The sequence below is a fragment of the Enterobacter sp. YSU genome (assembly GCF_016082135.1).
GTDB lineage: Bacteria > Pseudomonadota > Gammaproteobacteria > Enterobacterales > Enterobacteriaceae > Enterobacter > Enterobacter hormaechei_C.
On sequence record NZ_CP059487.1, the window covers coordinates 3,419,288 to 3,440,528 of the forward strand.

At 57.4% G+C, this 21,241-nt stretch carries 19 protein-coding genes; 11 read left to right on the plus strand and 8 right to left on the minus strand.

Annotated elements, in window-relative coordinates:
• The 3 genes from H2Z33_RS16515 to H2Z33_RS16525 all read right to left on the minus strand — a co-directional run.
• On the minus strand, positions 1-681 hold a 681-nt coding region (locus H2Z33_RS16515; RefSeq protein ID WP_194518674.1), incomplete at its 3' end, for an MFS transporter.
• Between the two features lie 95 nt (positions 682-776).
• Positions 777-2,384: an FGGY-family carbohydrate kinase gene (locus H2Z33_RS16520; RefSeq protein ID WP_045341911.1), complete on the minus strand. Its 1,608-nt coding sequence runs from the start codon at positions 2,382-2,384 to the stop codon at positions 777-779.
• 11 nt (positions 2,385-2,395) lie between these two features.
• Positions 2,396-3,145 (minus strand): SDR family oxidoreductase, encoded by a 750-nt coding sequence (locus H2Z33_RS16525; protein WP_161799062.1) that lies wholly within the window; start codon positions 3,143-3,145, stop codon positions 2,396-2,398.
• A 162-nt stretch (positions 3,146-3,307) separates the two neighbouring features.
• Between H2Z33_RS16525 and H2Z33_RS16530 the strand changes: the two genes are divergently transcribed.
• Positions 3,308-4,339: a substrate-binding domain-containing protein gene (locus tag H2Z33_RS16530; protein WP_063134496.1), complete on the plus strand. Its 1,032-nt coding sequence runs from the start codon at positions 3,308-3,310 to the stop codon at positions 4,337-4,339.
• On the opposite strand, the gene H2Z33_RS16535 is transcribed toward H2Z33_RS16530, so the two are convergent.
• Positions 4,336-5,283, minus strand: a complete 948-nt coding sequence (locus H2Z33_RS16535; RefSeq protein WP_017383561.1) for a sugar-binding transcriptional regulator — start codon at positions 5,281-5,283, stop codon at positions 4,336-4,338. The two genes, H2Z33_RS16530 and H2Z33_RS16535, sit on opposite strands and share 4 nt — an antisense overlap.
• 211 nt (positions 5,284-5,494) lie before the next feature.
• Between H2Z33_RS16535 and dalD the strand changes: the two genes are divergently transcribed.
• From dalD to H2Z33_RS16585, 10 genes are all read left to right on the plus strand, one after another.
• Entirely contained in the window at positions 5,495-6,862 is a 1,368-nt protein-coding gene (dalD, locus tag H2Z33_RS16540; RefSeq protein WP_032104897.1) for a D-arabinitol 4-dehydrogenase, read from the plus strand.
• Positions 6,863-6,871: 9 nt separating this feature from the next.
• The gene (xylB, locus tag H2Z33_RS16545; protein WP_015572354.1) at positions 6,872-8,335 is read left to right on the plus strand and encodes a xylulokinase; all 1,464 of its coding nucleotides are present in this window, start codon (positions 6,872-6,874) and stop codon (positions 8,333-8,335) included.
• A gap of 67 nt (positions 8,336-8,402) precedes the next feature.
• Positions 8,403-9,275 (plus strand): MFS transporter, encoded by an 873-nt coding sequence (locus H2Z33_RS16550; RefSeq protein WP_198091805.1) that lies wholly within the window; start codon positions 8,403-8,405, stop codon positions 9,273-9,275.
• Positions 9,276-9,319: 44 nt separating this feature from the next.
• Positions 9,320-9,985, plus strand: a complete 666-nt coding sequence (locus H2Z33_RS16555) for an HAD family hydrolase (RefSeq protein ID WP_080296615.1) — start codon at positions 9,320-9,322, stop codon at positions 9,983-9,985.
• A gap of 297 nt (positions 9,986-10,282) precedes the next feature.
• A complete protein-coding gene (locus H2Z33_RS16560) occupies positions 10,283-11,437 on the plus strand; it encodes a mandelate racemase family protein (RefSeq protein WP_015572356.1) in 1,155 nt (384 codons plus the stop codon).
• A 33-nt stretch (positions 11,438-11,470) separates the two neighbouring features.
• Positions 11,471-13,087, plus strand: a complete 1,617-nt coding sequence (locus H2Z33_RS16565) for an ABC transporter substrate-binding protein (RefSeq protein WP_063134494.1) — start codon at positions 11,471-11,473, stop codon at positions 13,085-13,087.
• Positions 13,084-14,121 carry an ABC transporter permease gene (locus tag H2Z33_RS16570; protein WP_017693076.1) on the plus strand — a complete coding sequence of 346 codons (1,038 nt, stop codon included), beginning with the start codon at positions 13,084-13,086 and terminating at the stop codon, positions 14,119-14,121. The genes H2Z33_RS16565 and H2Z33_RS16570 overlap by 4 nt, the downstream gene beginning before the upstream one ends.
• Positions 14,118-15,023, plus strand: a complete 906-nt coding sequence (locus H2Z33_RS16575; RefSeq protein ID WP_045142415.1) for an ABC transporter permease — start codon at positions 14,118-14,120, stop codon at positions 15,021-15,023. The genes H2Z33_RS16570 and H2Z33_RS16575 overlap by 4 nt, the downstream gene beginning before the upstream one ends.
• On the plus strand, positions 14,995-15,855 hold the full coding sequence (locus H2Z33_RS16580) for an ABC transporter ATP-binding protein (protein ID WP_032104614.1): 861 nt from the start codon (positions 14,995-14,997) through the stop codon (positions 15,853-15,855). The genes H2Z33_RS16575 and H2Z33_RS16580 overlap by 29 nt, the downstream gene beginning before the upstream one ends.
• 9 nt (positions 15,856-15,864) lie before the next feature.
• Complete coding sequence (locus tag H2Z33_RS16585) at positions 15,865-16,638, plus strand: ABC transporter ATP-binding protein (RefSeq protein WP_023295028.1); 774 nt, start codon at positions 15,865-15,867, stop codon at positions 16,636-16,638.
• 69 nt (positions 16,639-16,707) lie between these two features.
• Here H2Z33_RS16585 and yegS read toward each other — a convergent pair whose 3' ends face one another.
• The 4 genes from yegS to yegQ all read right to left on the minus strand — a co-directional run bounded on the left by yegS (position 16,708) and on the right by yegQ (position 21,116).
• The gene (yegS, locus tag H2Z33_RS16590) at positions 16,708-17,607 is read right to left on the minus strand and encodes a lipid kinase YegS (RefSeq protein ID WP_015572360.1); all 900 of its coding nucleotides are present in this window, start codon (positions 17,605-17,607) and stop codon (positions 16,708-16,710) included.
• A 178-nt stretch (positions 17,608-17,785) separates the two neighbouring features.
• A complete protein-coding gene (locus tag H2Z33_RS16595) occupies positions 17,786-18,385 on the minus strand; it encodes a hypothetical protein (protein ID WP_063134492.1) in 600 nt (199 codons plus the stop codon).
• A gap of 7 nt (positions 18,386-18,392) precedes the next feature.
• Positions 18,393-19,358 carry a hypothetical protein gene (locus tag H2Z33_RS16600; protein ID WP_045349323.1) on the minus strand — a complete coding sequence of 322 codons (966 nt, stop codon included), beginning with the start codon at positions 19,356-19,358 and terminating at the stop codon, positions 18,393-18,395.
• 396 nt (positions 19,359-19,754) lie between these two features.
• On the minus strand, positions 19,755-21,116 hold the full coding sequence (gene yegQ / locus H2Z33_RS16605) for a tRNA 5-hydroxyuridine modification protein YegQ (protein WP_017383261.1): 1,362 nt from the start codon (positions 21,114-21,116) through the stop codon (positions 19,755-19,757).
• Positions 21,117-21,241 lie beyond the last annotated feature (125 nt).

Sequence of the window (21,241 nt, forward strand, 5' to 3'; positions counted from 1 at the left end):
GATACTGCGGTTGGTGTAGAGCAGCGTCGCCGCACGGCCCAGCTCGGCGAATTTTTCCCGGGTGGAGAGATTATGCATGTGCGTTGGGGTTTTGACGCTGCGCAGGGATACCATGGCGATGATTCCCCCCGCCAGACAAAACGCCAGTGCCAGCCACAGGGTGCCCATCTCCCCGATGTGCGGAATGGTAAAGCTCGGAATATAACTGCCCGCCACGCCAATACCTACGGAATAAACCGCCCAGTACCAGCCCAGCGCCGAGCTGGATTTATCGCTACGCACATTATGAATAATGACCACGATGAAGGCGTACAAAAATAACGGATAGGCCAGGCCGCGGATCCCGTAAAACAGCAGCATTAATGCGTAATTTGCCTGACCCAGACCAAAAACGAGAAACAGGACGTGGAAAACGCACCACAGCACGAAGCCAATCAGCATGGTTTTTTGCGGGGTGATGATTTCAGCCACCACGCCGGAGATCCACGCGGAGAGCGCCGCCGCGAGACCGTAGAGCGTGAAGGCGAAAGAGGCTTCAGCAGGCGTGAAGCCCAGTGATTTAATATAGTGCGACAGGAATGCCAGCTCGAAACCGTCACCCGTCATAAAGACCGCGATCGCCAGATATCCCCATAGCAGGTTCAGCGGCAATCCCAGCCACTGTTTATTTATTTCGGACATATTGACCTCGTTTGTAGCGTACAGGTAAGCCCACACCGGAAATATTCCGGCGTGAGTTTTCTTATTGTCTTTTTCTCTAATATACTGACGTGTATTTATTCTCTGATTACTGTCGCAGTCTGTTGTAACTGCTTATAAGCCTCGTATCGACGCAGATGAAGGGACTGAAAGTTCGCTTGCGGATAGAAATATTTATCCACGTGGGTAAATTGTTTCATGGCATCGGTCACTGAAGGCGCTATATTTCCCGCCACCGCCCCGAGAATGGCCGAACCCAGTAATACCGGTTCGCTGCATTGGGTCGCTAACACCGGCAGCCCGCAGGTATCTGCCAGCAGCTGGCGAACGAAAGGGTGCTGGCCCGCGCCGCCGCTGATAACGATATTTTCGGTCTGTACGCCGCATTCACGCTGGGCGTCAATGATTTGTCGCAAACCGTAACCGATACCACACAGACCGGCCACATACAGTGCCATCAGGTTATTGATATCGTTCTCCATGCCCAGCCCGCAGATCGTGGCCCGCGCATGGGGATCGGCAAAGGGCGCGCGGTTACCCAGAAATTCGGGTACCACGTGCAGTCCTGCTGCCAGGTTCACCGCCTCTGAGGCGGTGGCGAAGGTCTGTAAAAGCCGGTCCGCCAGGTAAACCGGCAGCGGCAGGTCTGATTCCTGTGCCAGCTGGCGCGCTTGCGGTGCGGCAGGATGGAAACTTAATAACCGATCGATAGCGGCACCCGCGGCGCTTTGTCCGCCCTCAATCAGCCACAGTCCAGGTACCATCGCGCTAAAATAAGGCCCCCAGACGCCGGGCACAAAAACGGCGCTCTCGGCGCTGGTCATGGTGCACGATGAGGTGCCAAAAACATACGCGAGATTGTTCAGCGCGCCGCCGCCAACGCCCAACGTCCCGATGCCGCCAGCGTGGGCATCAATTAACCCTACCGCCACCGGCGTGCCTGGCAGCAAGCCCATCTCACGCGCGGCCTGCTCCGTTAAGCCCTCGCCGCAAGGGGTGCCGGGGGCGGCAATATGCTGCCCTATGCGGACAAAATCTTCTCCGGCCAGCTCGTCCAGGCCAACGGTGCGGAAATAGTCCGGGTCCCAGCGATTCTCATGGGCCAGCCACGTCCATTTACAGGTTACGGTACAGATGGAACGGGTGAGATCGCCGGTCGCGCGCCAGGTCAGGAAATCGGCCAAATCGAAAAATTGCCAGGCGCGATCGTAGACCTCACGATGGTTTTCTTTCAGCCACAGCAGCTTGGGCGTCTCCATTTCGGGCGATATTTTCCCGCCAACGTAGTCCAGCACCGGATGATGGGTGGCGTTGATGCGCTCCGCCTGGTCTGTCGCACGGTGATCCATCCAGACGATGATATTGTTTTCCGCTTCACCGTCAGGGCTGACCGCCAGCGGTTCGCCATTGTTGTCCAACACCACCAGCGAGCAGGTGGCGTCAAACCCGATGCCGGCAACGCTCTGCGGAGTCGTCCCGGAGCGCGCCAGCGCCTCGCGGATGCAGCGGCAAACGGCCTGCCAGATCTCGGCGCTGGACTGCTCCACGCGGCTTCCGCTGCGGTGCACGGTGGCAATTTTCTGCGTCGCGTGGGAAAGCAGCCTGCCGCTGAGATCGAAAATGCCCGCGCGGACGCTGCCGGAGCCGACGTCTACGCCGATAACGGTTTCTGGTGTACTCTTCATCCTTGCGGCCCTTAAAGATCGACGCTGTTAGGCAGAATCACCAGATCCCGGACGGTAACGTTCTTCGAACGGGTCACCATGAATAACACCGATTCTGCGACTTCAATCGGCTGCATCAGGCTGCCGTTTGCCAGCGCTTCATCCATTTTGGCCTGCGGCCAGTCGTCGAGCAGAGCCGTCACTACCGGCCCAGGCAGAACGGCTCCGACGCGTACGCCATGTTCCGCGACCTGACGACGGGTGGTATGCACGAACGCCTGAACGGCAAATTTGGACGCGGTGTAGATCGGCTCCCAGATAACCGGCACCACGCCCGCAATGGAGCTGGTGAAGATAATATCGCCTGACTTCTGCGCAATCATATGCGGCAGTACGGCGCGAACGCAGCGGAAGGCGGCGTTGATATTCAGGTTCAGTACGCGATCCCAGACGTCCGGGTCGCCTTCAGCAACCGGCCCGCCGATGTAGGCGCCTGCATTGGCGTGAAAAATATCCAGGCCGCCGGCGAGGCCGACAATGTCGCTCAGCATCGCGTCGACTTGCTCGGGTTTGAACAGATCGATTTGCAGGGCAAACGCGTTCTCGCCCAGCTCGGCGACGATGCGCTGAAGCTTCTCGCCTTCACGGTCGATTAACACCACCTTTGCGCCAGCGCCGAGCAGCGTTTTTGCACACTCCAGGCCAATACCTGAGGCGGCGCCAGTGATAGCAGCGACTTTGCCCTGAAGGGAACTATTCATGGAGGGGACAGAGTGATTCATTTTATAATCCTTTATGCAGAGATGATTTTTAGGGTGTGTCTGCTTTCGCGTGAAGAACGGGGGTTCTGACTGACGCGTGAAGCAAACTGCTCAATCGATGAAGCAGATCTAGCACTTGCTTATTTCTCCAGCAAGAGACATTCAAAATGAAGAGGCGATTTTGTGACGCGCGTTGAGAAAACGAAGAAAACGACCATTTACGATCTGGCGGAACTCACCGGCGTTTCTGCCAGCGCGGTGAGTGCTATTTTGAATGGCAACTGGAAGAAACGCCGCATCAGCGCCAGCCTGGCAGAGAAGGTAACCCGCATTGCACAAGAGCAGGGCTACGCGGTTAACCGTCAGGCAAGCCTGCTGCGCAGCAAGAAATCGAACGTTATCGGCATGATTGTGCCGAAATATGACAACCGCTATTTCGGCTCTATAGCGGAAAAATTCGAAGAGATGGCGCGTGCCAGAGGGCTGTTGCCGATTATTACCTGCACACGCCGACAGCCGGAACTCGAGCTGGATGCCGCCCGTGCCATGCTCTCCTGGCAGGTTGACTGGGTCATTGCCACGGGGGCGACACACCCGGACAAAATTGCTGAACTCTGTCATCAGGCGGGCGTACCTACGCTAAATCTTGATCTGCCGGGTACCCTGGCGCCCTCTATCATTTCGGATAACTACGGCGGCGCGAAGATGCTGACAGAGCGGATCCTCGCCAGCAGCTTTAAACGGTTTGGTTCGCTGGCTCCGCTGACCTTCGTGGGCGGACGCCGGAGTGATAACAACACCGCAGAGCGCCTGCGCGGGTTCCTTGATGCCCATCAGGCCCATGGGCTGACCGTTCCGGAACAGCAGCTGCTGGTCACAGGATACTCGTCATCGCGCGTGGAGGAGCAGCTCAGAGCCACCTTCCCGTCGCCATCGACGGCGTTAAAGGGGCTGTTTGTCAATTCGACCATTTCGCTGGAGGGGGTGGTACGTTGGCTGGCCCAAAACGGGCAGACCGGCCAAAATCAGCCGCCGATGGGTTGTTTTGACTGGGACCCATTTGTCTCTCTGCTGGGACATGATATTGACATGGTGCGCCAGGACGTCCCGGCGATGCTGGAGAAGGTATTTGAAATTCTCGATTCCGGTGATACCTCGGTCAGGCGTATTGAGATCCCACCGGAACTGATTGGCAGCCAGAGCGTCACGGGCTAGCCCTGACGCGTCAGCAGCCAGCGCGCGGTCTGTTCATCCGTCACCAGACCGTTTACCCAGCCGCCTTTGAGGGCGGCAAGGATCGCCGGGCGTTTATCCTCGCCGCAGGCGGCCGCAATACGTGGACACTGGCTCTGGCGAATATCGTAGCTGGTAATAAAGCGATTAATCTGGCTGTCGATGACCTTGCCGTCGGCATCGATAAAGCGTCCGAGTATTTCGCCAACGCCACCGCGCTGGGTCAACTCTTCCAGCTGTGCCTCATCGATAAACCCGTCTTTGAAGATAGGGCTCTGCCTGCCCAGCGCCCCGATGCCGACAAAAATCACATCGGCCGCATCCGCCACGGCGCAGACGTTACGGAACAGGCGGTTTGAGCACCACATCTCATGCTCCTCGCTGGACTGAGCATAGCGCGGCGCCGGCCACTGGTAATATTTTCCCTGAATTTTACGCGCCAGCAGCAACGGCACATCATCGTAATAGTTACATTGCCCGTGCTCGTTCATGGCGCTGATCAGGGCAACACAGCGGGTGTTGTGGCTGTCAAAATCGATACGCTTGATGGTTTTTTTTAGCGTCAGTCCGGAGCCAATTCCGACAACCGTGGGTTTATCACCTTGCAGGTAGCGGGCCATCAGCTGATAACAGCCAAACGTCACGCTATCCAGCGCGCTTTCATTACGGTAGACGGGCACAATGTTGCAGTGGGTCAGGTGATATTTTTCCGCGAGAAGTTGCGCATAATCGAGGCAGTTAGCGACAGGGTGATGAAGCCCAATCGAGACAATGCCTTCCTCTTTCGCGGCGGCAATCAGCCGCTGCACCACCGGTCTTGATGTGCCGAGCTGGCTGGCAATTTCGCTTTGATTAAGCCCGGCGATGTAATACATCCATGCCGCCCGCACTTTTTGATCGAGCCTGATGTCATCTTCTTTGCTCACGTTTCCCTGCCTCAAGAGTGGGGTTGAGGGCGGTCAACACCCACAACAATTGTCTGTCATTCTGGCGGGTGCTCCGCGCTGAGGCAAGCGGTTTGCTCTTTATTGGTCATTTGTTATTTGAATGGTCATTTGTTCTTTTGTGATCTGTAGCTCTTATTTTAATCAAATGATCATCTACAGTTCAGCCATAACCTCACTGGAGAACAGAACAATGACCGAGAAATACACATGGCTACATATTGGACTGGGGTCTTTTCATCGTGCGCATCAGGCGTGGTATCTGCACCGCCTGATTGCCGGCGGCGATACGCGCTGGCACATCGCTGCGGGCAACATACGCAACGATGCTGAACATGTGGTGCAGGCGCTGGCCGCGCAGAAGGGGCGATATGTACTGGAGACCGTCAGCCCGGAAGGCGAGAGAGACTATGAAGAGATCGCCTCGATTCAGACGCTGATCCCGTGGCAGGCGGATTTGCAGCCGCTGATTGCCGAAGGGGCGAACCCGCAGACTCGGGTCATCGCGTTTACCGTGACGGAGGGGGGCTACTATCTGGATACCAGCCACAGGCTGGATGTGGCCAATGCCGATCTGGCGAGCGATATTAAGGGCGGCTGTAAAACCATCTACGGGACAATTGCCCGCATCCTCGAAGCGCGTATGGCGAACGGAGCGGGTCCGGTAACCTTGCTTAACTGTGACAACGTGCGGCATAACGGCGAGCGCTTCCACGACGGGTTGATTGAATTCTTAACCCTCAGCGGCAAACAGAGGGTCATCGACTGGCTGAGCGCTAATGCGACCTGTCCGAATACCATGGTGGATCGCATCACACCGCGTCCGGCGGCCGATCTCCCGGCGCGCATTAAGGCCCGGACGGGCATAGACGATAACGCCCCGGTTATGGGGGAACGCTTTATTCAGTGGGTGGTTGAAGACAATTTCCGCGACGTTCGTCCCGCGCTGGAAACGGTGGGCGTGGAGCTGGTGGGATCCGTCATCCCTTATGAAGAGGCGAAGATCCGCATCCTCAATGCCTCCCATAGCTGTATCGCCTGGGCGGGTACTCTGGTCGGGCAGCAGTATATCCATGAAAGCACGCTGACAGAGTTTATCTACAAGATTGCCGACCGCTACGTGACGGAAGATGTCATTCCCTGCCTGGGAGATAATGGCATCGATCTGCCAGCCTACCGCGACGTGGTGCTTAAGCGTTTTACCAACCCCTGGATTCAGGACACCAACCAGCGCGTCGCGGCCGACGGGTTCTCGAAGATCCCGGCGATGATAGCCCCAACGCTGCGTGAATGTTACCAGCGCGGCGTACGTCCTGACGCTACCGCTATGCTGCCTGCGCTGTTCTACGTCTATATGGAGCAGTGGCATCACGGCAAGCTGCCATATGAATACCAGGACGGTATCCTCAACGCCTCTGCGGTACATGCGATGTTCGAATCGGACGATCCGATAGCCCGATATGCCAGCGATACCGCCCTGTTTGGCGATCTGACCGGCCGGGAAGATTTTGCCGCGCTTCTGCGTGAAAAAATCGCTGACGTCTACGCGCTGATTAAGTGAGAGGTGGGTATGTATCTGGGCATCGATCTTGGCACATCAGAAGTAAAGGCGCTGGTCATTGACGAAAACAACGGCGTTGTCGCTACCCATAGCGCGCCGCTGACGATACAGCGTCCGAAGCCGCACTGGTCTGAACAATCGCCGGAAGCCTGGTGGGAGGCAACCGAATACCTGATTGCCACCCTCCGGGAGAAGTGCGGCCACCACTGGCAGGCGATAAAAGCCATTGGCCTTTCCGGACAGATGCACGGTGCGGTACTGCTGGATGCCGCGGGTGAACCCCTGCGTCCGGCCATCCTGTGGAATGACACCCGCTGCGCGCAGGAGTGCGCAGAGCTGGAAGAGATGGCGCCCGAGCTGCACCAGGTGGCGGGGAACCTGGCAATGCCGGGGTTTACGGCACCAAAGCTGCTCTGGGTGCGCCGTCATGAGCCGCAGAACTTCAGCCGTCTCGCCACCGTGCTGCTGCCGAAGGATTATCTGCGCTTCAAAATGACCGGAAAAAAAATCTCTGATATGTCGGACTCGGCAGGGACGCTGTGGCTGGATGTGGGAAAACGAGACTGGTCGGATGCACTGCTGGAAAAATGTGGGCTGTCGCGTGCCGCCATGCCTGCGCTGGTGGAAGGGTGTGAGGTCTCGGCGCTACTCGAACCTGCGGTAGCGCAGCGGTGGGGTCTGAACCCCTCGGTTATCGTTGCCGGCGGCGGGGGAGATAACGCCGTCAGCGCGATAGGGGTTGGGGCCGTTTCGCCGGGCGATGCGTTTATTTCGCTGGGCACCTCCGGCGTGCTGTTTGTGGTCACAGATGCCTACCGTCCGGCGCCCCAGTCTGCCGTGCACGCGTTCTGTCACGTGCTGCCAAACCTGTGGCATCAGATGAGCGTGATGTTAAGCGCCGCCAGTTGTCTACAGTGGTTTTGCCGTCTGGTGGGCGTCACGGAGCTGGCATTGCTTGAGGAGATCGCCCAGCTAAGCGATGCGGAGAAAGCGAGCGCGCCGATGTTCCTGCCGTACCTTTCCGGGGAACGTACGCCGCATAACGATCCCTGTGCACGGGGCATGTTCTGGGGGCTAACGCACTCCAGCCAGCGTGCGCTGATGGGGTATGCGGTGCTGGAAGGCGTCAGCTTCGGTATTGCCGATGGCCTTCGCGTGTTGCAGGAGAGCGGCACGCAGATTGAACAGTGCTCCCTCGTCGGCGGCGGGGCGCGGAGCCCCTTCTGGGCCCAGCTGCTGGCCGATATTCTGGCGATGCCGGTGGTGACGCATAAGGGCGGCGAAACCGGCGGTGCGCTGGGGGCTGCACGGCTGGCCTGTCTCGCAGCCGGTAAGCCGCTGGCTTCCGTGTGCGAAAAACCTGAAGTCTATAAAACCTGGCGCAGCGATCCGGCGCGCCACCGTGCGCTGATGACGCGTTACCAGCAGTTTAACGCGCTTTACCAAAACGACCTGAACTACCGAAACCCATAATTCTGTGGCAAAGACCCTCCGGCGATGCTGCCGGAGCGGTTCCCTGTACCCTAAAAACGAGGTCAATATGTCGTTAAATAACAAACAATGGCTGGGATTACCCCTGAGTCTGGTCTGGGGGTATATCGCTATCGCGGTCTTTATGACGGGCGATGGTTTCGAGCTGGCATTCCTGTCGCACTATATTAAGGCGCTGGGCTTCACGCCTGCTGAAGCCTCTTTCGCCTTCACGCTCTACGGTCTCGCGGCGGCGCTCTCCGCATGGATTTCCGGCGTGGTGGCTGAAATCATCACCCCGCAAAAAACCATGCTGATTGGCTTCGTCCTGTGGTGCGTTTTCCACGTCCTGTTTCTCGTTTTTGGTCTGGGTCAGGCAAATTACGCATTAATTCTGCTGTTCTACGGGATCCGCGGCCTGGCCTATCCGCTGTTCCTCTATGCCTTTATCGTCGCCATTGTGCATAACGTTCGCAGCGACAGTACCAGCGCGGCGCTGGGCTGGTTCTGGGCGGTTTACTCTATCGGCATCGGCGTGTTCGGCAGCTACATTCCGAGCTTTACCATTCCGCACATCGGGGAGATGGGCACCCTGTGGCTGGCGCTGGCATTCTGCGTAACCGGCGGGATCATTGCGCTGGTCTCTATGCGTAAGGTGGAAACGCCACGGCATATGCAGACTCTCTCCACCCGGGAAAAATTCGCCGAGCTGGGCCGTGCGGCGACGCTGCTCTACACCAACCGCAGTATTGCCGGTCTGTCTAACTTCCTTGCGCCGGCGATTGCCGTGGTGCTGCTGCCCTGGTTCAGCACGCTCGGCGTGGTCATTGCCTACACGGCGCTGTATGTCGTGGCCTTCATCCTGTGTCCGTTTATTCGGGTTGAACAGCCTGGGTTTGTTCGTCAGGAAACCTGTAAGGGTGAAACGGTCGGAATTTCGTAATTTATTCAGGCCTGACGGCAGCGTCGGGCCATTCACGGAGACGTATGATGGATGTTAAGGCGGTAATTTTTGACATGGATGGCGTCATCATTGACTCCGAAGGCCTGTGGCGTCAGGCGCAGAAAGCAGCTCTGGCAGGCTGGCGTGCTGAGGTCAGCGACGAAGAGTGTGAGTCACTGACGAAAGGCAAGCGGCTGGATGAGATTGCCCGGACCTGGTGCGAATACTGCAAACTTGAGGCCGATCCTGAAATGATTGAAGCGGCCATTCGTCTGCGCATCATCGAACTGATTGGCCGGGAAGGCAAAGCGATAGAGGGCATCTACGACGTGATGTCGTATTTTCGTGAGGCAGGTTACCGGATTGCACTTGCCACCTCTTCGTCGCATGAAATCGTGCATGCGGTGCTTAAGAAACTCAGGATGGGTCACTATTTTGAGGTCATTTGCAGCGCCGACGATGAACGCTACGGAAAACCGCACCCTGCCGTCTATCTCTCGGCGCTGCGAAAATTAGGCCTGACGGCCTCGCAGTGCATAGTGATTGAGGACAGCCAGAGCGGCTACCGTGCCGCCCTTAGTGCGGGGCTCAAAACCCTCATCGTCTCGCCAGCGTGCCATCATGCCAGCTTTAACAATGCCAGTGGCCGGTATGCGTCTATGCATGCGCTGCTGGAAAAGCTTGCCGTTCCAGCCCCGGAAGCGGGTTAGTTGACTGATTTGTAAGCGCAGAAGTTTCCGCGGGTTGTTGCCGGTCAGCATATTCCTGCTTCTGCGCTTACCTTCAAATAACGTCTCCCGATCAACCTCACATTTCCCCGCGCTTTTGTGAAAATTGTCACGTCCGACCGTGCATATGCCCAAAAAATAGCCTCTCCTTAACGCGTTTTGTCCGAGGACGTGCTGATTTTTTATGCTTAAATTACATACTGAAACGCATTTTTAAAATCATAAAACCCCTTTGTCATTTTCTGCTTCTGGGCTTATCGCCGGACTTAAGGATCGATAATGAAAATTGAATCTGTAAACGTCACTGTTTTTCAGTACCCGACGCGTCGGGTCTCTGACGCCGCGGGGCATTCGCATCCGGGGCCGGAGAGCATGGCCAAAATGGCGATGCTGACCATCACGGCAGAAGAGGGCACCCGCGGATATTCGTTCGCGCCGCCGGAAGTGGTGCGCCCCTTTGTGGTCAATACCTTCTTTCGCAAAGTGCTGGTGGGGCAGGACGCATTCAACCGGGAACGCATCTGGCAGGATCTGGCGCACTGGCAGCGGGGAAGCGCGCATCAGCTGACCGAGCGTGCGCTGGGCTTCGTTGAACAGGCGCTGTGGGATCTGATTGGCCGTAAGCTCAACCTGCCGGTCTGGAAACTGCTTGGCGGCTATCGCGATAAGGTGCCGGCCTACGGCAGCACCATGTGCGGCGACGATCTGCCGGGCGGATTATCCACGCCGGAGGAGTACGCCAGCTTTGCCGAAAAGCTGGTGGCGCGCGGTTACAAGGCCATCAAGCTGCACACCTGGATGCCGCCGGTCTCTTTCGCCCCCAATCCAAAGATGGACGTCAAAGCCTGTGCCGCCGTGCGTGAAGCGGTTGGCCCGGACATTGACCTGATGATTGACGGCTACCACTGGTACAGCCGTACCGAGGCGCTGTACATCGGCAAAGCGCTGGAAAAGCTTGACTTCGCCTGGTTTGAAGAGCCGATGGAAGAGGAGAGCATGGCCTCCTACGCGTGGCTGGCGGAGAACCTCTCGATTCCGGTTATCGGGCCGGAAAGCCTGGGCGGAAAGCACCACAGCCGCGCGGACTGGATCAAAGCCGGGGCCTGCGACATCCTGCGCGCAGGGTCGAACGGCGTGGGCGGCATTTCCCCAACGCTGAAGGTGGCGAACCTGGCGGAATCTTTTGGCATGGACTGCGAAATACACGGCAACGGCGCGGCCAGCCTGGCGGTGATTGGCGCCATCAAAAACTGCCGCTGGTACGAGCGCGGCCTGCTGCACCCGTTCCTCGACTACGACCAACCGGCGGCGTACCTCAACAGCCTGGTGGACCCGATGGACGAAAACGGCATGGTCAGTCTGCCGACCCGCCCGGGACTGGGCGAAGACATTAATTTTGCATATATCGAAGCCAATACCGTCAGCCACGACTGACAGATAAAAACGTACCCTACAGGCGATATATACATGAAACGATCTCCCTTAGCCGGGGCGTGCTTGCTCGCGCTCTCGCTGATGATGGGGAGCGGTGCGGCGTACGCGAAAACGCCGCCCGACCAGCTCATCATCGGCATGAATATGAACAACCTCCTGACACTCGATCCGGCGGCGATGACCGGTAACGAAGTGGTCGGCATAGTGGTCAATCTCTACGATTCGCTGGTGGAGCTGGACCCGAACGCGCTCACCAACGTCAGGCCCGCGCTGGCGACGTCCTGGGATATTTCGCCGGACCGTAAAACCCTGACCTTTCACCTGCGTGACGACGTTAAATTCCACTCTGGCAACCCGCTCACGGCGGAGGATGTGGTCTGGTCGATGCGCCGTCTGCTGCACCTCAACCTTGCCCAGGCGTCGGTGTGGAAGTCGTATGGATTTTCTAAGCAAAACATCGACAGCCAAATCAGCGCCCCCGATGCCTACACGGTGCAAATTGTTCTGCCTAAGCCTAACGATCCGCAGCTGGTGATCTACTCCCTCGGCGCGCTCGGCAACCTCGGCGTGCTCGACAGCAAAACGGTGCAGCAGCACGCGGTGAATAACGACTGGGGCAACCGCTGGCTTACCACCAACGAAGCGGGTTCCGGCCCGTTTATGCTGGAAACCTGGCAGGCGAAGGATGTGCTGCGCATGCAGCGCAACCCGCAATACTGGCGGGAAGAACCCAAAATGAGCCGGGTGGTGCTGCGTCATTTCCAGGAGTCACAAACCCTGCGCCTGATGATTGAGAAAGGCGACCTCGACGTTGCCAACAACATGGCGGTGGCGGACATTAACGCCCTGCGCAAAGACCCGCAGCTCACCGTCGAAGCCGTGCAGAAAGGCACGGTCTACTACGTGGCGATGAGCATGAAAGAGGCCCATTTCGCTAACCCGAAGGTGCGCGAAGCGGTGCGCTACTTGATTGACTATCAGGGCATCAATAAAGCGCTGATGCCGGGCTACGGCGTGCTGCACCAGCGCCCGATCAAGGCGGGTATGCCGTCCACGCTGCCGGACCCGGGCTATAGGCTCGATATCCCGCGCGCCAGAAAGCTGCTGGCGGAGGCGGGCTACCCGGACGGGTTTGACACCACCCTGCGGGTGCTGGCGGATCAGCCGTTCCTCAATATCGCCATCGCCGTGCAGTCGACGCTGATGCAGGCGGGCATCAACGCCAAAATCATCACCGGCACCGGGAACCAGATTTACGGCGCAATGCGCGAGCGCAAGTTCGACATGCTGGTGGGGCGCGGCGGTAGCGGCGTCGAACCCCATCCGCACTCCAGCCTGCGGGCGTTGGTCTATAACCCGGACAACAGCGATGAAGCCCGTCTGACCAACTTCCAGGGCTGGCGTACCAGCTTCTACGACAAGCCGCTCAACGAAATGATCGACAAGGCCCCGCTGGAGCGCGATCCGGAAAAACAGATCGCCGACTACCAGCAGATCCAGGTCCGCTACGACGCGCTGATCCCGGCGATGATCCCCCTGTCACAGATGGTCGATTCGGTGGTGGTGCGTAACGAGGTGAAGAACTTCCAGTCGCACCCGTCGGCCACCACCTTCCTGCGTGAGGTCTACAAAACCGGAGGTGACAAATGAGTGTGGCAATTCTCGCGCCCGGCTCACGGACCCGGCGCTTCTCAAAGCGGTTAACGCAGGTGGTGGTGACGCTGTTCGGTCTGCTGCTGCTGACCTTTTTCATCGGTCGCGTAATGCCCGTCGATCCGGTGCTGGCGATTGTCGGACCGGATGCCGACCACAGCACCTATCAGCAGGTCTATCACCAGCTGGGATTCGACCGGTCGCTGCTGGCTCAGTTCGGTATTTACCTCAATAACCTGCTGCACGGCGATCTGGGCAATGCCCTGCTGACGGGTAAACCGGTGACTGCCGATATTCTGCGCGTCTTCCCGGCGACGCTCGAGCTGGCGACGATGGCGATTATCGTCGGTGCGGGTCTGGGCATTCCGCTGGGCGTACTGGCGGCGGCGCGGCGCAACAGCGTTTCCGACTACGTGGTGCGCATCATCAGTCTGGCGGGTTATTCCACGCCGATTTTCTGGGTCGGGATGATGGGGCTGCTGCTGTTCTACGCCTGGCTTGGCTGGGTGGGGGGCGCGGGGCGTCTGGATCTCGGACTGGAGGGGGTAGTCCCGCGCCGTACCGGGCTGATGACGGTGGATGCATTGCTGGCCGGAAACGGCGCGGTGTTCTGGAACGCCATTAACCATCTGGTTTTGCCCGCGTCGTTGCTCGGCTTCCACTCGCTGGCCTACATCAGCCGCATGACCCGCAGCTTTATGCTGGCGCAGCTGTCGCAGGAGTTCATTATCACTGCCCGGGTGAAGGGCTTAACTGAACGTCAGGTGATCTGGAATCACGCGTTTCGCAACATTCTCGTGCAGCTCCTGACGGTAGTGGCGCTGGCCTACGGCTCGCTGCTGGAGGGGGCGGTGCTGATTGAAACCGTCTTCTCCTGGCCGGGCTTCGGTTCGTATCTCACCGGCAGCCTGCTGCTCGGGGATATGAACGCGGTCATGGGCTGCGTGCTGCTGGTGGGGGTCATCTTCGTGATGCTGAACCTGCTCTCCGACATGCTGTATCAACTCTTTGACCCGAGGACGAAATCATGACCGTTTCTCTGGATTCGCCGCTGGGGACCGGGCCATCCGAACGCCGCCAGCGTATCAGACGCACGCTGGGCCGCGCCGCGGGCTTCGTCGGCAAGATGGCGCGCAATCCGCTCACCGCCATCGGCGGCGGGATTATCCTGCTGCTGCTGATTGTGGCGGCGTTTGCCCCGCTGATCGCGCCGTACAACCCGCTGGTGCAGGACCTCAATAACGCGCTGGTCGCCCCGAACGCACTGCACTGGTTCGGCACCGACGAGTTTGGCCGGGACATCTTCAGCCGGCTGGTGTACGGCGCGCGCATCACGCTCTACATCGTGCTGCTGGTCTCCGTGACCGTTGGCCCGCTGGGGCTGCTGCTGGGCGTCACCGCAGGCTACTTCGGCGGCAGGGTGGACGCGGTGCTGATGCGCGTCACCGATATCTTTATCTCCTTCCCGAGCCTGGTGCTGGCGCTGGCGTTTGTCGCGGCGCTCGGGCCGGGGCTGGAGCACGTGGTGATTGCGATTACGCTCACCGCCTGGCCGCCGATTGCCCGTCTGGCGCGCGCCGAAACCCTCTCTCTGCGCCAGGCCGATTTTGTCTCGGCCGTGCGGCTTCAGGGTGCTTCCCCGGTGCGCGTACTGTGGCGTCACATTGTCCCGCTGTGCCTGCCGTCAGTGATTATCCGCATCACCATGAACATGGCGGGGATCATTCTCACCGCCGCCGGGCTGGGCTTTCTTGGCCTTGGCGCACAGCCGCCGGAGCCGGAGTGGGGAGCGATGATCTCCAGCGGTCGTACCTACATGATGGAGTGCTGGTGGGTGGTGACTATTCCGGGGCTGGCGATCCTGATCAACAGTCTGGCGTTCAACTTCTTAGGAGATGGCCTGCGTGACATCCTCGATCCTCGTAGCGAATAACCCGATGCTCGACGTGCGCGATCTCCACGTCGATTTTATCAACGGCGACGCGGTCACCCACGCGGTGCGCGGCGTCTCTTTCCAGCTCGGACGCGAAAAGCTGGCGATTGTCGGTGAATCCGGTTCCGGTAAATCCACCGTCGGGCGGGCGCTGCTACGCCTGCATCCGGCCAAAGCGCAGATCCGCGCGGCGCGGATGCAGTTTGGCGATGTCGATTTACAGGCCGTCAGCGAGGCGCAGATGCGCGGCATTCGCGGCAAGCGCATCTCGATGATCATGCAGGACCCGAAATACTCCCTTAACCCGGTGGTGTGCGTGGGCGACCAAATTGCCGAAGCCTGGCTGACCCATCATCCGGGGCGCAAGGCGGAAGCCAAAGCCAGAGTGCTGGAGATGCTCGACGTGGTGCGCATTCGCCAGCCGGAGCGGGTGTATCACCTCTGTCCGCACGAGATTTCCGGCGGGCAGGGGCAACGCATCATGATCGCCATGATGCTGATCGCCGATCCCGAGCTGGTCATTGCCGACGAGCCGACTTCGGCGCTGGACGTGTCGGTGCGCTTGCAGGTGCTGGGGTTACTGGATGACCTGGTGCAGTCCCGCGGTCTGGGGCTGATCTTTATCAGCCACGACATCAACCTGGTGCGCAGCTTCTGCGACCGGGTGCTGGTGATGTACGCCGGACGGGTGGTGGAGTCGATTGCCGCGAAGGATCTGCACAACGCCAGGCATCCCTACACCCAGGGGCTCATCAGCGCGCTACCGGAAATCAACCATCGCCGACCGACGCTGCCGGTATTACAGCGTCAGGCCAGCTGGCTCACCGAGTAAGGAGCAGAGATGATCGAGATACAACACCTTAACCTGACGTTTGGCGAGGGCGAGAAGCGTAATCAGGTGCTGGACGATGTGAATATCAGTGTGAGGGACGGCGAGATTTACGGCCTGGTGGGGGAGTCCGGTTCGGGCAAAACCACGGTGCTGAAATGCCTTGCCGGGCTGTTTACCCACTGGGAGGGCGAGCTGGCGATTAACGGCAAGCGGCTGGAAAAACGTATCAGCCAGGAACGCTGCCGCCGGGTGCAGATGGTATTTCAGGATCCGTACGGCTCTTTGCATCCGCGTCACACCATCGGCGATATTCTGGAAGAGCCGCTGCACATTCACCGCATAAAAAATCGGGAGCGGCGCGTTCACGCCCTGCTGGATAAAGTTGGGCTTAACCGGGCGTTTCGCGATCGCTATCCGCACCAGCTTTCCGGCGGGCAGCGCCAGCGCGTGGCGATTGCCAGGGCGCTGATTCTGGAGCCGCAGGTGCTGCTGCTGGATGAACCTACCTCGGCGCTGGACGTCTCGGTTCAGGCGGAAATCCTCAACCTGCTGGCGGAACTTCAGCGTGAGTCGAACCTGACCTACCTGATGGTCACCCACGATCTGGGCGTGATTGCCCATCTGTGTCAGAAGGTGGCGGTAATGCAGTATGGCAAAATCCTTGAAAGCCTGACGGTGGACGAACTGGTCGCCGGGCAGGCCAAAACCGACTATACGCGGATGCTGGTCAATGCCTCACAGCAGTATTCCCGCGAGATGGCGCGGGAGGTGGCGGTGTATTAGGTAGCCGGGTGGCGGCTACGCGATCGGTCCTGTAGGCCGGGTAAGGCGTAGCCGCCACCCGGCAAACCATCAGCGCAAGAGCTGACAATCCGGCGGTAATCGGCACTGCAACGCGCCCGGAACAACTTCGATGCGGAATTTCTCTCCGCTCAGCGGTTCGCCATCAAGGTTAAAGGTCATGCCGTGTGGGGCGATCACTTCAAACCACGCGGATTTCCCGGCGATGATATTGGGGCTCTCCTCTGGCTGCGTCAGCGTCGTAAACAGCGCGGGCAGCAGCCCGTCGCCAGTAAAAATGCGCAACTGTAGCTGACCATCATTAATCAGGGCTTCCGGGCAAAGCTGCTGTCCGCCGCCTGCCTGACGTCCGTTGCCGATACCAATCACCAGCGCGTCGCCCTGCCAGTGGAAGTTCTCACCGTGGATTTCACAGCTGTCGGGCTTGAGGGTGTCCATGCGCATCAGGCCGTGAATGAGGTACGAGACGCCGCCCAGCGCGGCTTTCAGCTTCTCCGGCGTTTCGCTGGTGATCCGCGTGCCGAAACCGCCCGTTGCCATGTTGATAAAACAAGTTCTTTCATTCACCTGCGCAATGTCGACGGCGGTCGCTTTCCCGAGGATAGCCAGTTGCAGCGCTTTGCCTAAATCCTCAGGTATGCCGGCGCTGGTGGCAAAATCATTGGCGGTACCGAGCGGTAAAATGCCCATCACCGGGCGATGTGCTGTGTTGAGGTCAATAAGCGCACCAGCGATCTCGTTGATTGTTCCGTCGCCGCCGCCTGAAATGATGGTCTCAGCGCCTAACCTGATGCCTTCGTCGATATAGCGTGCCGCATCGCCTTTTTCAAAGGTCACCCGCACGTGAATGCGCGCGCCATCTTCACGCAATTCGGTGATCGCCTGGCGCAACAGATCGTTGCCTGCACTTTTGCCATTGAGAATTAATAAACTGTCTGGATAGGATGCCATCCGGGTTGCTCCCTTTTTTAACTATAGAAAGAGTGTATCCCAGAGAAGGAAAAAGCGGGTAAGAACAGGATGAAAGGCAAAAAATAAGCCCGCGTAAGGGGGCCTTTGAACCCGACCAAAGAACCCCGTAGCGCTTACATGGCTGTTACTGGCACTCAAATGGCAATTGTGGTTAACGTTAGAGGCCTGACGTTGGCCTTGCCTCAATTTTGAGCTGCTTACGCCAGACCCGATTATGTAGCGTTAGCGCAATTGAACGGTAAAAAATCGATGAATCCATCCACTTAATGTTCAGACAGAAAAAACCCAGCCCCAACAAAGAGGTTATTTGCGGTGTGTAGTTCTCAACAGGGCCGATTAAAAGCGAAATCCCTGTCCAGATGAAATAAACGATGCTGATTATGCCTGTCAGCGTAATGACGAAAATATGCAGTTTATATCCAGGCAAAGATCCCCGTGTAGTCAGAAACATCGTGCTCATCACTATCAGACAATACACAATTGCTGCAATGAATACTCCCATCATAACCTTAAATTCAGCTAAGCCGAGCCAGCGAAACAGCAACAGCCAGAGGGAAACTTGCACCATGGCGTAGCAAAAAATAGCAAGTAATGTGCTAACTGCCAGAGGAATCCCTGTCATATGTACGCCCACAGGAACGCCGAACTGATCTTTTAATTCTTCTTTTAATGTTTCAAGCTGGTGGAGATCATCGGTCGCCATTTTACAGTTAACCAAGGCACTTAATGTAAGGCTATTTTTAATGTATTTCATCATGGACGGGTCAATAACTTCCTGTAAATGAAAAAGACTGAATTAAACCAAAAATGTATTTACCCGTTTGTGCAACATTCTGCGGATTTCTGATATTTCCTGAGATAGCACTTCCAACAAAGGCAGAGGAATTTGAAATGGTGTTCAGCAACTCACGCTGTAAGAGCAACTGCAACGCTTCTGACGGATAACGTTTAGGATACACGCCTGCTTTCATTGCGGCTTTTACACCTGAATTCGAGATGCCGGGATTGCGGATACGAATAATCTCCTCTGTTAATCGCGTACGGTCAGCCCGGCTCATTTTTTGTAATAAAGAGAGCAAACTCTCAGACGATGAACGGTTAAGAAGGCGATAGGTCAATACAGCGCTTTTTAAACCCGCAGCAGCCCCGGCAAGAGAAATCGCATCCAGGGCTGTGTTGGTTGCTGTATACCACTCCTGGGAGTCCATCCACGCAACATAGTCATCATGATTCATAGCAATCAACGACAGGCGGCCAAGCCCATTTGCACATTGAATTCCTGTCGCAACACCACCGGCCAAGATCACAGCGGCTATAGCACCGGAAGACCCTGCGGTGAGTGGAATAGCCATGCCGGCACCTGCCGCAAGAACAACAGTAAGTATTGCGGCTCCGCAGGAAATTGCCGTTGAACCAATTTCAGTTGCCAGGGAAGGGGACTTAATCGTCGCCGTTGTTGCCTGAACAGGGTTAACTAATGAGGCATTTACTTTGGTTATGACTACATGACTAACCGAGCTTTCGTTTGGTGTCGCGATTCTTCTTGATGGCCGTACTAACCACTGACGTGCACCGTCTGAGTAGATAATCCCGGCCTGATTAAAATTTCTGCTACAGTCCAGTTGACCTGCAAGTGCTGTGAAATTTATATCGCAGCCAGAGGCAAGACCAAGACTACGTGCGATTTCGTAATCTGGAATATCCTTTGAAAACTGACCTGGGAATGTCACTTCATCTCTCTCCGTCCAGGTGAATCGTAGGCTGTTCTTGAATCAAGAGTAAGGGGGCTGCCATCTCTTACAATTAGGAATGTTCCGAATAGTTTTCATCCTTCTCTAATCCATTAAAAGATGGGATACAGATCCTTTGTCTGTACGATTCCCTTATATGCTATGCCAAATGCTGACACGACCCCCCACCAGGTCAACGCAACTCCATTTTAACTTTCAGGGGTAAAAAAAATAAGCCCGCGTAAGGGAGATTACGCAGGCTAAGGAGGTGGTTCCTGGTACAGCTAGCATTTATGGGTTATGTTTTTCAGCGGGGGGATAATACCCGTATTGAACGAAGCGGTATGTGATCCGATTCTAAGAATTATCCCGGCGAGAAAAAATCCCGTTGATTGACTATTTGCCGTGTGGATTTCGGGTATTTTCACCTTCAAAATTACGCATCAGCAGTGCAAACTCCAGCTCTACCTCTTCAGGAACCGGCAGCCAGACCACATGGCCGTCGCCAGGAGCGACCTCTATCGCCTCACCTTTTTTGTTTTCCAGGTGCTCCAGGCGGAAGTTCATGTTGCCCTGAGGCGTCATCAGCTCCAGGCTGTCGCCTTTAGTGAATTTGTTTTTTACGGCGACGGCGGCCAGCGGACCTTTACGTTCGCCGGTGAAGTCGCCTACAAACTGCTGGCGTTCGGAAATAGAGTAGCCATGCTCGTAGTTCTGGTAGTCGTCGTGGGTGTGACGACGCAGGAAACCTTCGGTATAGCCGCGATGCGCCAGACCTTCCAGCGTTTCCAGCAGGCTGGTGTCGAACGGTTTGCCGGCGGCGGCATCGTCGATGGCTTTGCGATACACCTGTGCGGTACGGGCGCAGTAGTAGTAAGACTTGGTGCGGCCTTCGATTTTCAGGGAGTGTACGCCCATCTGGGTTAAACGCTCGACGTGTGCGATGGCGCGCAGATCTTTGGAGTTCATGATGTAGGTGCCATGCTCGTCTTCGAAGGCGGTCATGTATTCGCCCGGACGTTTGGCTTCTTCGATCATAAACACGCTGTCGGTAGGCGCGCCGATACCCAGCGTTGGCTCAACGTTGGTGACCGGGATCGGCTCGTGTTTGTGCACGATATTGCCGATGTCATCTTCTTTGCCTTCCTGAACGTTATATTCCCAGCGGCAGGCGTTGGTGCAGGTGCCCTGGTTCGGGTCACGCTTGTTGATGTAGCCAGAGAGCAGGCAGCGGCCGGAGTAGGCCATGCACAGCGCGCCGTGAACGAAGATTTCGATCTCCATATCCGGCACCTGGGTGCGGATCTCTTCGATCTCTTCGAGGGACAGCTCGCGGGACAGAATGACGCGGGTCAGCCCCATCTGTTTCCAGAATTTCACCGTTGCCCAGTTGACGGCGTTAGCCTGCACCGAGAGGTGAATGTCCATCTCCGGGAAGTTCTCCCGAACCAGCATGATTAAACCCGGGTCCGACATGATCAGCGCGTCCGGCCCCATCTCCACGACCGGCTTCAGGTCGCGAATGAACGTTTTCAGCTTGGCGTTGTGCGGCGCGATGTTCACCACCACGTAGAATTTTTTGCCCAGGGCATGCGCTTCATTGATGCCGAGCTGAAGATTCTCGTGGTTGAATTCGTTGTTACGCACGCGCAGCGAGTAGCGCGGCTGGCCCGCGTAAACGGCGTCGGCACCATAGGCGAAAGCGTAACGCATATTTTGCAGCGTTCCCGCCGGGGAAAGGAGTTCCGGTTTAAACATGTTTGTTCTCGTTCTGATGACAGGTCAGATCCGCGTGCACCTGGTGCAGCGGTAAGGGGAGATCCCCCACTTTAAGGGCGGGCATTGTAGCGCTGCGGGGAAGAGAGGTAAAGCTTTGCCCCTCA